This window comes from Asanoa hainanensis (assembly GCF_900188485.1).
Taxonomy (GTDB): Bacteria; Actinomycetota; Actinomycetes; order Mycobacteriales; family Micromonosporaceae; genus Asanoa; species Asanoa hainanensis.
In genome coordinates this window covers 341,410-355,792 of the sequence record NZ_FZPH01000006.1, presented here as the reverse complement: position 1 = coordinate 355,792, position 14,383 = coordinate 341,410, and the positions used below count along the sequence as shown (strand labels likewise).

Sequence of the window (14,383 nt, the reverse complement as noted above, 5' to 3'; positions counted from 1 at the left end):
GATTTAGGAAGCCCTCTAGTAGGCGCCTTTGCGCGCGAGGACTACGCCGATGGTGCGCCAGAGGATGCTCAGGTCGTACGCCAGGGACCAGTTGTCGACGTAGTAGAGGTCGAGCCGCACTGCCTCGTCCCAGGACAGATCCGACCGTCCCGACACCTGCCAGAGGCCGGTGATGCCCGGGCGGACCAGGAGCCGGCGGCGGACGTCGCCGAGGAAGTCGCCGTCGTCGGCGGGCAGTGGGCGGGGGCCGACCAGCGACATCTCGCCCTTGAGCACGTTGATCAACTGGGGCAGCTCGTCGACCGAGCTCGCCCGCAGGAAGCGGCCGAACGGGAAGACCCGCGGGTCCTGGCGGATCTTGAAGAGCATGCCGTCGGTCTCGTTCTGGTCGACCAGGGCGGCCAGGCGGTCCTCGGCGTCGACGTACATCGTGCGGAACTTCCACACGCGGAACGTGCGGCCCTCGTGGCCGACCCGGGGCTGGCGGAAGAAGACCGGGCCCTTGTCGGAGATCTTGATGCCGATCGCGATGCCCGCCAGCAGCGGGAGCAGCACGATCAGGCCGACCGCGGCCGCCACCCGGTCCAGGATGTTCTTGGCCAGCAGCGCCGGGCCCGACAGCGTCGGCTCTTCGACGTGCAGCAGCGGCAGGCCCTCGATGGGGCGGATGTGCACCCGGGGGCCGGCGATGTCGGTGAGCTGCGGTGCGACGACGAGGTCGACGCCGCTGCCCTCGAGCTGCCAGGCGAGGCGGCGCAGCTCGCCGGGCTCCGCGCTGGCCGAGCCGCAGACCGCGATCGTGTCGGCGCCGAGCTCGCGGACCAGGCCGAGCACGTCGCGGCCGGCGTAGACGGGCACCGGGGTCTCCATGCCGCGGGCGGCGGCGTACCCGTCGGTGATGTGGATGCCGACCGGCACCAGGCCGGCGGAGGGGTTGCGGGTGACCGCCGTGTAGACCTCGAGCGCCTCGGGCAGCGTGCCGACCAGGATCATCCGGTGGCCGGCGACGCCGGCGCGGCGGCGGACCAGGTGCAGCACCTGCCGGGCGACGTAGCGGGTGAACCAGATGAGCAGCAGCGCGCCCAGCAGGACGCCGCCGACCGTCATACGTGACAAATCGGTCTTCGTGGCGAAGACCAGGAACGACACGCTGGCCGCGACCACGAGCGACGCGCGGGTCACGCGCTTGAACTCGTCGGTGCCCAGCCCGAGGTAGCGGCGGTCGTAGGCGCCGTTGGCCCAGAGCGTGAACAGCCACCCGCACGGCAGGAAGACGTACGCGATCAGGTTGAACAGCGTCGGGCGGTCCTGGAAGCCGGCGCGGGCCGTCTCGAACTCGGTGACCGCGAAGTAGCTCGCGAGCACGGCCGCGCCGAAGTCGAGCACGAGCAGGACCAGGATGAAGGGGCGGTGCCAGCGGGACACGCGGCGCCGGGCCCGGGCCCAGGCGGACCGCGGCACACCGTTGGGTGGCGGCGGCGAAGGCACCTGGATCTCGAAGCTGTCGACGTGGCGCACGACGCCACCGCGGCCGTTGCTGGTTACCGGGCGCTCGAGGCTGGTCGTCACCTCACGCACGTCCTCCCGGGTAACGCGTGCCGCCCACTCGCCGTACGGGCTCGGGTCGCCCACCGCATCAGTCTCCCATGTCAACGGTTGTGAACCGTCGACAGAAGGCAGACATTACGCCCGCACCCGCCGGAGGGGTCGTCCCCGCGCCGTCGGTGCGGGACCGGGTCACTATACCGATAGACGAGCGCTTCGGAAGAAGTTAGTTGTGCGTCGAAAAAGGTTCGTACGCAGGGCTTCCGGCCGCTCACTCAGCGCACCAACCTGGACAGCCGTCGATCCGCCAGGGGCTTGCCGCCGGTCTGGCAGGTCGGGCAGTACTGCAGGCTCGAGTCGGCGAACGAGACCTCACGCACGTTGTCGCCGCAGACCGGGCACGGCAGTCCGGTGCGGGCGTGCACCTTCATGCCGGACCGCTTCTCGCCCTTGAGCTCCGCGGCCTTCTGCCCCACGGAACGCCCGACCGCGTCGTTGAGCACCGTCTGCGTGGCTTCGTGCAGGGTGGCCACTTGTGCGTCGGTCAGGCGGTCGCTCATCGCGAACGGCGAGAGCTTGGCCGCGTGCAGGATCTCGTCGGAGTACGCGTTGCCGATGCCGGCCAGCACCGCCTGGTCCTTGAGCACGCCCTTGAGCTGGCCGCGCCGGCCGCGCACGGCGGCCGCGAAGGTCGCCTCGTCGGCCGTGAGCGCGTCGGGGCCGAGCTTGGCGATGCCGGGCACCATGGCGGCCGGATCGGTCACCAGGTAAGCCGCGAGGCGTTTCTGCGTGCCGGCCTCGGTGAGGTCGAAACCGGACCCGTCGTCGAGGCGCACGCGGACCGCGATCGGGCCCTTGCCGGGCTTGAGCGGTGCGGCGCTGGCGAACGCGTCGCGGTAGTGCAGCCAGCCGGCCCGCGAGAGGTGTACGACGAGGTGCACGCCGCCATCGAAGGTAATGTCCAGGAACTTGCCGTGGCGGCCCGCGTCGACGATCTCCTTGCCGGCGATCGCCGAGGGTGCCGGGTCATAGGTTTTGAGCGCGCTGAAGGAAGCCACCTCGAGCCGCTGCACACGGTGACCCACGGCACGGTCACGCAGGTATGCGGCGAGTGCTTCCACCTCGGGCAGTTCGGGCACGTCGACAACGGTAACCTGGCGCCACCATGAAGGTCGTCGTCGCGCACAACAGATATCGCGAGGCCCAGCCCTCGGGCGAGAACACGATCGTCGATCTGGAGATCGACCAGCTCGCCGCGGCGGGCGTCGAGGTGCTGCCGTTCCTGCGCAGCTCCGACGAGATCGCGACCATGTCGCCGGCGGCCAAGGCGCTGCTGCCCATCTCGCCGATCTACGCGCCGAAGGCGCAACGGGACCTGGAGGAGCTGATCCGGGCGCACCGGCCGGACGTGCTGCACCTGCACAACCCGTACCCGCTGATCTCGCCCTGGATCGTGCGGACCGCGCACCGGTTCGGCCTGCCGGTGCTGCAGACCGTGCACAACTACCGGCAGGTCTGCGCGTCCGGGCTCTACTTCCGCGACGGTGGCATCTGCCACGACTGCCGGGGTCGCACGCTGCCGCTGCCGGCGGTGCGGCACCGCTGCTACCGGGGTTCGGCGGCGCAGAGCGCGCTGATGGCCACGGCGCTGACCGTGCACCGGCCGACCTGGCGCTCGGTCGACGGCTACCTGGCGCTGACCGACGCGATCAAAGATCATCTGATCGGGTACGGGATCGCGCCGGAGCGGATCACGGTCAAGCCGAACGCCATCCCCGACCCGGGCCCGCCGGCGCCGCTCGGCACGGGCTTCCTGTTCTTCTCGGGCCGGCTCTCCGAGGAGAAGGGCGTCCGGCTCCTGCTGGACGCCTGGCAGCGGCACCCGGACGGCGCCAACGGGCCGCTGCGGGTGGCCGGCGACGGCGATCTGCGCCCCTTGGTCGAGTCGGTGGCGGCGGCGCGGGGCGACGTCGAGTTCCTGGGCCGGCTCGACCGGCCGGGAATCGCCGCGGCCCTGTCGGCCACCGCGGTCGTGCTGGCGACGCCGACGTGGCACGACGTGCTGCCGACCGTGGTCCTGGAGGCGCTGGCCGCCGGCCGTCCGGTGCTCGGCACGAACCTGGGCGGGGTGCCCTACGAGGTGGGCGACGCGGGCTGGGTCGTGCCCCCTGAGGTCGACGCGCTGGCGGCGGCGTTCCCGGTGGCGGCGGCGGAGGCCGCGGCGAAGGCGCCACTGGCCCGACTGCGCTACGAACGCACGTTCCACCCGGACGTGGTCACGAAGCAGCAGCTCGACATCTACACGGCCCTTGCCTCGTCACGAACGTAGGGCTGTGCGGCCCGTGAAGGCGATGCTGGCCAGGAGGAAGCCGCCGTTGACCACCGTGAAGGCGGCCAGCAGCCAGATGGTCCATTGTGGAACCAGGAGCAGCACCAGGCCCGCCACGAAGATGACCGCGCCGTAGTCGCGGACCAGCTTGACCACGCGCACCGGGAGCGAGGTCGAGGTGACCATGCTGCCGCTGTTGGGGCCCGACTGCATCACCGAGGTCACCAGGTTGACCATCCAGGTGCCGGCGAACAGCGCGACCACCCACGACGCGGTCGAGGGGCGCTGGTCGACGGCCACCGCGGACAGCGCGGTGACGAGCGAGATCTGCACGGCGATGTCGCACAGCACGTCGACCCGGGCGCCGGCGGGGCTGGTCTGCCCCGCCACCCGGGCGAGCTGGCCGTCGGCACAGTCCAGGGCGTAGGCGAGCTGCCAGCCGACCAGCGCGACCAGCCCGGCGACCCAGGTCGGCACGTCGGTCGACGCCAGCGCCACGACCGCCGCCGAGGTGGCCAGGCCGACCACCAGGTTGCCGGCGGTCAGGATCGTGGGTGGGATACGCAGCCGGTACGCGAGCGCGGCGAACACCGCTCCGGCCCGCTGGCTCAGGCCCTCGCTGAACAGCCCGCCGCCCCGGTTGACCCGGTAGAACTCGGCGGCGCCGGGCGGCGCGGGCTCAGCCGACAAGGTCGCGGAGCGCATCGGCGTACCCCTCCAGCCGGGTGTCGATCTCGGCGGGCGACATGGCGAGGTGCTCGAGGATCGTGTAGCGGTCCGGCCGGGTCGACGGTGCGTGCGCGACCGCCTGCGCGAACTGCGCGTCGGTGAGCCCGAGGTCGGCCGGGGTGATGGACAGCCCGTGGCGGCGCATGCAGTGCACGAGCTGGGCCAGCCGCTCCTGCTCGCCGCGCAGGTAGGTGCAGAACAGCGCGCCCACCCCGACCTGCTCGCCGTGCGAGGCCACCTCGCCGAACAGCGCGTCGATGGCGTGCGAGATCTCGTGGCAGCCGCCGCTGACCGGCCGGGTGGTGCCGTGCACCGCGCTGGCCAGGCCACCCATGATCAACGCCTCGGCCAGCGTGGTCAGGAACGCGTCGTCCGTGATCTTGCCCGGGTGGTTGACCAGCGCCTCGGCGCTGGCCCGCGACAGCGTGACCGCGAGGCCGTCGATCGGCTCGCCGCGCTCGCGGTGGGCCAGCTCCCAGTCGGCCACGGCGTTGAGGTCCGAGAGCGCGTCACCGATGCCGGCCTGGGTCTGCCGGTCCGGGCCGTTCTCGACGAAGTCGAGGTCGACGATCACCGCGATCGGGATCTGCACGCCGTAGGAGTTGCGGCGGCCGCCGTGGGACAGCGATGCCGTCGGCGACGCGATGCCGTCGTTGGCCAGGCTGGTCGCCACGGTCACCATCGGGATGCCGAACCGGGTGGCCGCGTACTTGGTGGTGTCGATGGTCTTGCCGCCGCCGATGCCGACCACCGCGTCGTACGACCGCGCGCCCAGCCGCTCGCCGAGCTCGGCCGCCGCGTCGAGGGTGCCGCCGGCGATGTGGAAGACGTCGGCGTTGCCCAGGCCCGGCCGCACCATCTCGGCGATCCGGTCGCCCTGGCCGGGACCGACCACGACCGCGACGTCACCGCCACCGGAGATCCGCCGGTCGTGCAGCAGGGTGCCGAGCTCCGCGACGGCGCCCCGGCGCACCTCGATGGCCAGCGGCGTGGTGACCGTGCGGGCTAGTAGCGGCATGCGATCTCCCGCGCGCGGGCCAGGTCGGCGTGGTTGTCGACCTCGACCCAGGGGATGTCGCCGATGGTCGCCGCCCGGACCTCGCCGCCGCGCTGCGCGTACTCCTGGTAGCCGTCCTCGTAGTAGAGGTTCGGGTCGCGCTGCCAGGTCGCTTGGAGGGCATCCGCGAGGCCGGCCGCGGCGGACGCCTCGATCAGCGTCGCGCCGATGTACTCCCCGAACGCCTCGGCCGGGTCCATCAGCTTGGTGATCCGGGTGAGCTGGCCGTCGGCGTCGAAGGTGGTCTTCATCTCCTCGTCGGCGAGCTTCTTGACGTTGTCGACGGCGAGCAGGATGCCGGGGCCGCGGTTGTCGAGCAGGGTCTGCTCGACCGAGACCGGGTGCACGGTGTCGCCGTTGACGAGCAGCGCCCCGCCCGCGAACTGGTCACGGGCCAGCCACAGGGAGTAGGCGTTGTTCCACTCCTCGGCCTTGTCGTTGTGGACGAGGTTCAGCGTGACGCCGTAGCGCGACTCCAGGTCCGGCCGGCGCTTCTCGACCGTCTCGGCCGCGTAGCCGACCACGACGGCGATGTCGGTGAGCCCGACGGCGGCGAGGTTGCGCAGCGCGATGTCGAGGATGGTGGTCTCACCGTCGACCGGCACGAGGGCCTTGGGCAGCGTGTCGGTATAGGGGCGCAGACGCCGGCCGGCGCCGGCCGCGAGCACGAGACCGATCATCCTGGAGCTTCCTCCACACATGAAGCAGGTGTACGGGAAGAAAACTCTTCCCGACGTGGAGGATAGCGGTGTCCGAAGCTACAAGCCGATCTGGCGCAAAAGGGCGAAACCGCCCTCGACGATCTGGCGGAGTAGACCGCCGTCCATGTCCCGCTGCTCGTCGAACACGCCGAGCTCGGCGGGGGTGATCCACCGGAAGCCGGTGTGCTTGCCGGGTTCGAGGCGGGGCCGGGCCAGATCGCCGTCGACCCGGATCAGGAAGTCGGTCTCCAGGCGCTCGAGCCCGTCGTTGCCCCGGTAGCGCAGCTCACCGATGGTGCCGAGGACGATCGAGACCCGCCAGCCGGTCTCCTCGGTGACCTCGCGGTAGAGCGCCTCCTCGAAGCTCTCGCCCGGCTCCAGGTGGCCGCCGACGATGTCCCAGGTGTCCGGGAACAGCTTGCGGGTCGCCGACCGGCGCTGGATGAACACGCGCCCGTCGTCGTCGACGATGACACCTGCCGCGCAGCGCATGGGTTCGACGGACACGGATGAAATCTAGCCAGCGCAGATCTCTGAGGCTAGGTTGCGGGGGGTTTGTCGCGCTCCGTACGCGGGGTGGCACGGCGTGCCGCGTCGGGGGGTGTCACCTGTTCCAGATGGGCGAGCACCTTGCCGGCGATGGTGCTCAGCGCGGCCAGGTCGGCCGGGTCGAGCAGGTCGACGAAGTGCCGCCGGACGGACGCGACGTGCAGCTTGGCCGCCGCCTGGATCGTGGCCCAGCCCTCGTCGGTGAGCACCACGGTGGCGCTGCGGCCGTCGCTCGCGCAGTCGTCGCGGGTGACCAGGCCGCGCTGGCCCATCCGGCTGACGTGGTGCGAGAGCCGGCTGACCGACCATTTGATCTCGGCGGCGAGCTCGCCGAGGCGCATCCGGTGGCCGGGGGCGTCCGAGACGGTCGAGAGCACGTCGTAGTCGGCGTCCGAGAGCCCCGAGTCGGCGGCCAGGTCGCGGGTGATCTGCAGGTCGAGCAGCGTGCGCAGTCGCCGGTAGCCGAGCCACGCCCGCATCTCGTCGTCGGTCAACCAGCGGGTCATGCCACCAGGGTAGACAGTCTGCTTGACATGTCAAACAGGGCGCGCCTACGCTGTTTGACATGTCAAGCAGACTGCTCCGGCTCTTCACCGGCCTGGTGCTCTTCGGGGTCAGCCTCGGTCTGATGGTGCGGGCCGACCTCGGCCTCGGCCCGTGGGACGTCTTCCACCAGGGCGTCGCCGACCGGATCGGGCTGTCCATCGGGCTGGTCGTCAACCTCACCGCCGTGGTCGTGCTGCTGCTGTGGATCCCGCTGCGACAGCGGCCCGGGATCGGCACCGTCGCCAACGTCGTCGTGGTCGGGCTGGTCACCGACGGCACGCTGTGGCTGCTGCCCGACCTCGACGCCCTCGCACCGCGGATCGCGCTGCTGGTCGCCGGCATCCTCGCCAACGCGGTCGCGACCGGCCTCTACGTCGGCGCCGGGCTCGGCCCCGGCCCGCGCGACGGGCTGATGACCGGCCTCGCCGCCCGCGGCCACTCGATCCGGCTGGTGCGCACCGGCATCGAGCTCACCGTGCTGGCGATCGGCTTCCTGCTGGGCGGCTCGGTCGGTGTCGGCACCATCGCGTACGCCCTGGCCATCGGTCCGCTCGTCGGGGTCTTCCTGCCGAGGCTGACCATCGCGCCGCGCACCGCGGCGGAAGGAGAACCGGCATGATCCACTTTGGGCTGGACGTCCCGGCCACCACGGTCGGCGGCGAGCCGCACGTCGATCCGGTGGCGGCCGCCCGCGCCGCCGAGGCCGCCGGGTTCGACTTCGTCTCGGCGTCCGACCACCCCTGCGGCACGGACCCGAGCTACGAGAACTGGACGATGCTGACCTGGATGCTGGCCGCCACGTCCCGGCTGCGGGTGCTCCCACGGGTGCTCGGCATGCCCTACCGCAACCCGGCGATGGTGGCCAAGATGGCCGAGACGCTGGACCGGCTTTCCGGCGGGCGGCTGCTGCTCGGCCTGGGCGGCGGCTATTCCGACGACGAGTTCCGCGCGTTCGGCCTCGGCGTGCCGTCGCCGCGCGACAAGGTCGACGGGCTCGACGAGGCCATTCAGGTGATCCGTGGGTTGTGGACCCGGCCGTCGTTCACGTTCGCCGGGCGGATCCACCGCACCGACGCGGCGACCATCGCTCCCCGCCCGGAGCGGCCGATCCCGATCTGGGTCGGCACCTTCGGGCCGCGCGCGCTCGCGGTCACCGGCCGGCTGGCCGACGGCTGGATCCCGTCGCTCGGCCACGCCCCGCCCGAGACCATTCCGGCGCTGCGCCACCGGATCGCGCGGGCCGCCGACCGGGCCGGACGCTCCATCGAGGAGATCACCTGTGGTTATCACCTGGACGTGCCACCCGGTGGCACGGACGAGGTGGTGGAGACACTCCTGGGTTACCTGCGACTGGGTTTCTCGGCATTCAACTTCCGGGTCGCCGGTGCCGACCGGGACGAGCGGGTCGCGTGGCTGGGTGCGGAAGTCCTGCCGGTCGTACGACAGGCTGGTTGAACGCGCAAGTCTTGTAGTTCTGTCCCGGCAGGACCACTATGTCCGTACGGTGGCCTTCAAGGGGGATGTGTCATGCAGGTTCGTGATGCCATGTCCAAACAGGTTCTGTTGGTGGGTCCCGAACACACGCTCCGGCAGGCCGCCAGCATGATGGCCACCCGCCGGGTCGGGTCCGCCGTCGTCATCGATCCCGACGCCCAGGGCATCGGCATCATGACCGAACGCGATGTGCTGTACGCCATTGGTGGAAACCTGGACCCCGACACGGAAACGGTCGGCGACCACATCACCTGGGACGTGGTCTACGCCGGTCCTGATTGGACGCTCGAGGACGCGGCGCTGGCGATGTCCCGCGGCGGCTTCCGACACCTGGTGGTGCTCGAGGGCACCGAGGTGGTCGGGGTGGTCTCGGTCCGCGACATCATGCGGGTCTGGGCGGCCGACCACGAGCGGGTCTAGCCAGTTCGGGGGCAGACTGGGGGCATGACGGGGCGCACGGTCCACGGCTCGACGACCGAGATGATCAAGGCGGTCGCGGCCGGCAGACCCGTGCGCCAGGAGGCCTCCGCCGACCCGCCCGGCGACCCGCTGTTCATCGACGGTGAGCCCTTCCGGATCGAACGGATCGGGCGGCCCCTGGACTGGGTGATGCGCGCGCTCGGCGACGGCGCCGACGGGAGCCTGCCCTGGACGGTGCGGATGTGGCAGGGCGGGTTGCTCGACCGCCTGCCCCGCAGCGTCGACCACACGATCGTGGGTGTGGCCTGGGATCCCGCGACCCAGATCGCCGAGTTGCTGGTACGCGACGAGCGGGCACCCGTACCCCATGATCTCGATCTGGACGCCCACCGCGCCGTGCTCGACCACATGGCCGCCCTGCACAAGCGGTTCTGGCACCTCACCGACCCGGTCGGGCTGGCGCCGCCGGGCGCCCGCTACACCGCGCTCGCGCCGGCCACCGGCATCCGCGAGGCCGGCGACGGCGCCGACGCGCTCGTGGTGGGTTGGGCCGCGCTCGCCGCCGACCAGCCGGAGGCCCACGAGGTCGCCCTGTCCCTGGCCGTCGAACCGGCTCCACTGCTGGCGGCCTTCGACGGGCTGCCGACCACCCTGGTCAACGGCGACTGGCGACTGGGCAACGCGCGGCCGGTCGACGCCGGGCACACCGTCCTGCTGGGCTGGGGCTGGGCGGGCATCGCGGGCAGCTGCGTCGACCTGGCCGGCTACCTGGCGCTCAACGCGGGCCGCCTGCCGGAGTCCAAGAACGCCACGATCGAGGCCTTCCGCGCGGCGCTGCACCGCCACAAGATCGATACAGCCGGCTGGTGGGACCGCCAGCTCGAGCTCGCGCTGCTCGGCGCCTTCGTGCAACTGGGCTGGTCGAAGACCACCGACACGACCGAGTTGGCCTGGTGGCTCGACCGGGTGCTCCCGACCGCCCGCACGCTGCCCACCTAGTGGACCCTCCTACGCTATTTGCTTATGACCGCTGCGCAGCTCATCTCCTTCGCCCGTGGGGCTCCCTCGCTGGACATCGTCGACGTCGAGGGGCTCAAGGCCGCCGCCGTCCGGGCTTTCGACGCCGACCCGGGTGGTGTCACGGCCTACGGCACGTCCGTCGGCTACCTGCCGCTGCGCAAGTGGATCGCCGACAAGCACGGCGTGGCGCCGGAGCAGGTGCTGGTCACCAACGGCTCGCTGCAGGCCGACGCGTTCCTGTTCGACCACCTGGTCGGCGCCGGTGACGCGGTGGTCGTGGAGCGCCCGACCTACGACCGCACCCTGCTGAACCTGCGCAACCAGGGCGGCGACGTGCACGCCGTGACCACCGGCGCGGACGGCATCGACGTGGACGAGCTGCGCAAGCTGCTGGAGTCGGGCGTGCGCCCCAAGCTCGCCCACATCATCCCGAACTACCAGAACCCGGCCGGCGTCACGCTCTCGCTGGAGAAGCGGCAGGCGCTGATCGGGCTGGCCGTCGAGTACGGCTTCACGATCTTCGAGGACGACCCGTACGCCGACATCCGGTTCCGCGGCGACGCGCTGCCGTCGATGCTGTCGCTGGACGACGCGGGCGTGGTCGTGCACGCGTCCAGCTTCACCAAGACGGTCTGCCCGGGCGTGCGGGTCGGCTACCTGGTCGGGCCGGCGCCGCTGATCGCGGACATCGCCAAGAAGGCCACGAACCTCTACATCTCGCCCAACATGGTGGCGCAGGGGATCGTCTACCAGTTCTGCGTCTCCGGCGACATCGAGCGGTCCATCGAGACCGTCTGCACCGCGCTCGCCGAGCGGGTCCGGGTGCTGGCCGCCGCGTTGCGCGAGCACATCCCGGGCGTCTCGTTCACCGAGCCGGAGGGTGGCTACTTCCTCTGGGTCGAGCTGCCCGAGGACGTCGACGTCGACAAGCTCCTGCCGGCGGCGACCGCGCGCGGCGTGGCCGTGGTCAAGGGCAGCGACTTCCTGCTCGAGGGCGGCAAGCACGCGCTGCGGCTGGCGTACTCGGCCGTGACCGTCGGCGAGATCGACGAGGGCGTGCGCCGCCTGGCGGCGGCCATCGAGGATATCCGCGGGTAGTACCGGACTGCCAAGGGCACTCTGTCGGGTTCCCGACAGAGTGCCCCGTTCGGGTATCGAGGGGCAGCCCGGTCCGGGTCGACCGTGCACAATGCGAGCCACCGGTCGGTCTGCTGGCCGAAACCGACCCCCTCAGCACTACCCCGCCCCCGATGGCGCCGGGTGGGCCGTTCGCACCCACCCCCCGACGCGGCCGGTCCACCCGGCGCCCTCCTCGGGTCTGGCCGCTGCCGGATCATGACGTGATCCTGACGGCCTGCGGCCATCTCGCAGGCGTAACCTCCACCTCGGCCCATCCGGGTTGCCGGGTTCGGAGGGAGTCGTGTCGATGGCGAGTGACGCCGACAAGGCAGGTCAGGTCCGATCGCGGACCAGGTCGTGGAGTGATCCCGTCCGGGCGATGACCCGAATGCTCGGTCCCGCCGAGCCGAAACCGGTCCCGCCGCCCGGTTTCACGGGCCGCGACAAGATCGTCGACTGCGCGCTGTACGTCGACGGCGTGCGCCAACCGGGCGAGTGGGCGCCGGAGGACGCGTTGCACGCCGCGCGCGAAGAGGTGGGCAACGCCTTCGTCTGGATCGGGCTGCACGAGCCGAGCCTGACCACGATGGCGGGCATCGCGGAGACGTTCGAGCTGCATGAGCTCGCTGTCGAGGACGCGGTCGCCGCCGAGCAGCGGCCCAAGCTGGAGCAGTTCGGCGAGATCAACTCGTTGGTGCTGCGCACCGCCCGCTACATCGGGCACACCGAGCTGACCGAGAACACCGAGGTCGTCGAGACCGGCCAGGTGATGCTGTTCATCGGGCCCGAGTTCGTGATCACGGTGCGGCACGGCGACGCGTGCAAGCTGGCGCCGGTGCGCGCCGGGCTCGAGAAGCGCAAGGAGCTGCTGGCGCAGGGCCCGTGGTCGGTCGCGTACGCGATCGCCGACCACGTGGTCGACCTCTACATCGACGTCAGCGACCAGATCGAGACCGACCTCGACGACCTGGAGAACCAGGTCTTCGCGCGCCAGGTGCACGGCCGGATCCAGCGGATCTACCAGATGAAGCGCGAGCTGGTCGAGTTCAAGCGGGCCGTGGTCCCGCTGCTGCGGCCGATCATGCAGCTCACCGAGTCGACGAACCGGCACGTACCCAAGGAGATCCGGCGCTTCTTCCGCGACGTGCAGGACCACCTGATCCGGGTCGCCGAGCAGGTCAACGGCTATGACGACCTGCTCAACTCGATCCTGCAGGCGCGCCTGGCGCAGGTGTCGGTCGAACAGAACAACGACATGCGCAAGATCGCGTCCTGGGCCGCGATCTTCGCCGTGGAGACCTTCATCGCGGGCATCTACGGCATGAACTTCCACAACATGCCCGAGCTGACCTGGCAGTACGGCTATCCGGCCGTGCTGACCCTGATGCTGCTCGCGGCGATCGTCCTGTACCGCTGGTTCCGCCGCTCCGGCTGGCTCTGACCGCGGAAGAAGGGCCTCCGAGCGGGAGGCCCTTCCGTCACCGATCGTTTCAGTTGCGGCCGTTGGGCGAGTTCAGGTGCTCGTTGCTGGCCGTCGGGTCGGTCGTCTGCGGGTTCGGGCTGGACGGCGAGAGGCGGCTGGCCTTGGTCTTCGCGGTTTCCGCGGCTCCCTTGGCGGTCGCCGCGGCGCTGCGCACCGACGAGCGGGCCGCGTCGGCCGCGTCACCGAGCCGGCCGTGGCTGTGCCCACGACCGCCACCACCGGCGCCGGAGCGGGCCGCGTCCAGCGAGCGGCTCGGGTCGTACTCGTCCCACTGCTGCTGCCTGCGCTTGCGCATGATCGCGGCAGCACCGAACGCGGCGCCGGCGATCACGATCGCGGCCACGATCGGCCAGCGGCTCCGGGACGACGCTTCGATCATCTTGTCGGAGCGCCTGCCGTTGCCGTTGCGCCGAGGGCGGCGGACGGCCTTGGCCGCGTCGCGCGCGCTGTGGCCGGCGCTGGACGCCAGCGGCCGCAGGGACGAGCGCGTCGTCTCCCAGGTGCCGCGGGTCGTCTCCCAGCCGCTGCCGGCCATGTCGCGGGCCCGCGTCGCCGACGGAACGACGAAGTCACGGGCGGCGTCGACGCGCGGCCGGACGGCCGTGGTCACCCCGCCGGCAGCGTGACCCGCGGCCGCCTTGAGATGCTCGAAGCTGTCGCCGAGCTCGGTACGGACCAACTCCGCGTGAGTTCTCCGCCGGATACCAAACACCAGACCCCCACCTTCCTGGGCGTAGTTCCTCCTGCATCCTCCACCTTTGGACGTGTCCGCATTGCCGGAACGGGCACATGGGAGGATCGAACTGAAACTCACCGACGATGGAGGAGTACCCGTGGCTGAGACCCTTTACGCCACCCTGCATACGAACCGCGGACCGATCCGTCTGGAGCTGTTCCCGAACCACGCGCCGAAGACCGTGCGCAACTTCGTGGAGCTCGCCGAGGGAACCCGCGACTACGTGGACCCGCGTACCGGGCAGAAGGGGAACGGTCCCTACTACGACGGCACCATCTCGCACCGGGTGATTTCTGGCTTCATGATCCAGATGGGCGACCCGACCGGCACCGGCCGCGGCGGCCCGGGCTACGAGTTCGGCGACGAGTTCCACCCGGAGCTGCGCTTCGACCGCCCGTACCTGCTGGCCATGGCCAACGCCGGCCCGGGCACCAACGGCTCGCAGTTCTTCATCACCGTGGGCCCGACCCCGCACCTGAACAACCGGCACACGATCTTCGGCCAGGTCGCCGACCAGGACTCGGCCAAGGTCGTCGACGCGATCGCCAACACCCCGACCAGCCACGGCGACAAGCCGCTGGACGACGTGGTGATCGAGCGGGTCGAGATCCAGCGCGTCGAGAGCTGATAGCCGAAGCCAGGTACCTTTCTTGGC

General features: G+C 71.0%; 16 protein-coding genes. 8 read left to right on the top strand and 8 right to left on the bottom strand.

What is annotated here, in order from left to right:
• Positions 1 to 15: 15 nt before the first annotated feature.
• A complete protein-coding gene (locus CHC05_RS17880) occupies positions 16 to 1,578 on the bottom strand; it encodes a sugar transferase (protein ID WP_089250407.1) in 1,563 nt (520 codons plus the stop codon).
• Between the two features lie 242 nt (positions 1,579 to 1,820).
• The gene (locus CHC05_RS17875; protein ID WP_089250158.1) at positions 1,821 to 2,684 is read right to left on the bottom strand and encodes an Fpg/Nei family DNA glycosylase; all 864 of its coding nucleotides are present in this window, start codon (positions 2,682 to 2,684) and stop codon (positions 1,821 to 1,823) included.
• 26 nt (positions 2,685 to 2,710) lie between these two features.
• On the opposite strand from CHC05_RS17875, the gene CHC05_RS17870 reads away from it, so the two are divergent.
• Positions 2,711 to 3,874, top strand: a complete 1,164-nt coding sequence (locus CHC05_RS17870; RefSeq protein ID WP_089250156.1) for a glycosyltransferase family 4 protein — start codon at positions 2,711 to 2,713, stop codon at positions 3,872 to 3,874.
• Here the strand turns inward: CHC05_RS17870 and CHC05_RS17865 are convergent.
• The 5 genes from CHC05_RS17865 to CHC05_RS17845 form a co-directional block, all read right to left on the bottom strand.
• Entirely contained in the window at positions 3,863 to 4,579 is a 717-nt protein-coding gene (locus CHC05_RS17865) for a CDP-alcohol phosphatidyltransferase family protein (protein ID WP_089250154.1), read from the bottom strand. The genes CHC05_RS17870 and CHC05_RS17865 overlap by 12 nt on opposite strands.
• On the bottom strand, positions 4,554 to 5,621 hold the full coding sequence (locus CHC05_RS17860) for an iron-containing alcohol dehydrogenase family protein (protein WP_089250152.1): 1,068 nt from the start codon (positions 5,619 to 5,621) through the stop codon (positions 4,554 to 4,556). The genes CHC05_RS17865 and CHC05_RS17860 overlap by 26 nt, the downstream gene beginning before the upstream one ends.
• Positions 5,609 to 6,340, bottom strand: coding sequence for a phosphocholine cytidylyltransferase family protein (locus CHC05_RS17855; RefSeq protein ID WP_089250150.1), 732 nt, complete (start codon positions 6,338 to 6,340; stop codon positions 5,609 to 5,611). The genes CHC05_RS17860 and CHC05_RS17855 overlap by 13 nt, the downstream gene beginning before the upstream one ends.
• Before the next feature lie 78 nt (positions 6,341 to 6,418).
• On the bottom strand, positions 6,419 to 6,868 hold the full coding sequence (locus tag CHC05_RS17850; protein ID WP_245870973.1) for an NUDIX domain-containing protein: 450 nt from the start codon (positions 6,866 to 6,868) through the stop codon (positions 6,419 to 6,421).
• Between the two features lie 32 nt (positions 6,869 to 6,900).
• On the bottom strand, positions 6,901 to 7,416 hold the full coding sequence (locus CHC05_RS17845; protein ID WP_089250146.1) for a MarR family winged helix-turn-helix transcriptional regulator: 516 nt from the start codon (positions 7,414 to 7,416) through the stop codon (positions 6,901 to 6,903).
• A gap of 59 nt (positions 7,417 to 7,475) precedes the next feature.
• On the opposite strand from CHC05_RS17845, the gene yczE reads away from it, so the two are divergent.
• From yczE to corA, 6 genes are all read left to right on the top strand, one after another.
• The gene (gene yczE / locus CHC05_RS17840) at positions 7,476 to 8,075 is read left to right on the top strand and encodes a membrane protein YczE (protein WP_089250144.1); all 600 of its coding nucleotides are present in this window, start codon (positions 7,476 to 7,478) and stop codon (positions 8,073 to 8,075) included.
• A complete protein-coding gene (locus tag CHC05_RS17835) occupies positions 8,072 to 8,911 on the top strand; it encodes an LLM class flavin-dependent oxidoreductase (RefSeq protein WP_089250142.1) in 840 nt (279 codons plus the stop codon). The genes yczE and CHC05_RS17835 overlap by 4 nt, the downstream gene beginning before the upstream one ends.
• Before the next feature lie 72 nt (positions 8,912 to 8,983).
• Positions 8,984 to 9,370 carry a CBS domain-containing protein gene (locus tag CHC05_RS17830; protein ID WP_089250140.1) on the top strand — a complete coding sequence of 129 codons (387 nt, stop codon included), beginning with the start codon at positions 8,984 to 8,986 and terminating at the stop codon, positions 9,368 to 9,370.
• Positions 9,371 to 9,394: 24 nt separating this feature from the next.
• Complete coding sequence (locus CHC05_RS17825) at positions 9,395 to 10,369, top strand: hypothetical protein (protein ID WP_089250138.1); 975 nt, start codon at positions 9,395 to 9,397, stop codon at positions 10,367 to 10,369.
• Positions 10,370 to 10,393: 24 nt separating this feature from the next.
• Positions 10,394 to 11,488, top strand: coding sequence for an aminotransferase-like domain-containing protein (locus CHC05_RS17820; protein WP_089250136.1), 1,095 nt, complete (start codon positions 10,394 to 10,396; stop codon positions 11,486 to 11,488).
• Between the two features lie 400 nt (positions 11,489 to 11,888).
• Positions 11,889 to 12,950, top strand: a complete 1,062-nt coding sequence (gene corA, locus CHC05_RS17815; protein ID WP_425426784.1) for a magnesium/cobalt transporter CorA — start codon at positions 11,889 to 11,891, stop codon at positions 12,948 to 12,950.
• A 49-nt stretch (positions 12,951 to 12,999) separates the two neighbouring features.
• Here the strand turns inward: corA and CHC05_RS17810 are convergent, their stop codons facing one another.
• Positions 13,000 to 13,671, bottom strand: coding sequence for a hypothetical protein (locus CHC05_RS17810; RefSeq protein ID WP_089250132.1), 672 nt, complete (start codon positions 13,669 to 13,671; stop codon positions 13,000 to 13,002).
• Positions 13,672 to 13,825: 154 nt separating this feature from the next.
• On the opposite strand from CHC05_RS17810, the gene CHC05_RS17805 reads away from it, so the two are divergent.
• Positions 13,826 to 14,356, top strand: a complete 531-nt coding sequence (locus tag CHC05_RS17805) for a peptidylprolyl isomerase (RefSeq protein WP_089250130.1) — start codon at positions 13,826 to 13,828, stop codon at positions 14,354 to 14,356.
• The last annotated feature ends 27 nt before the right edge of the window (positions 14,357 to 14,383 follow it).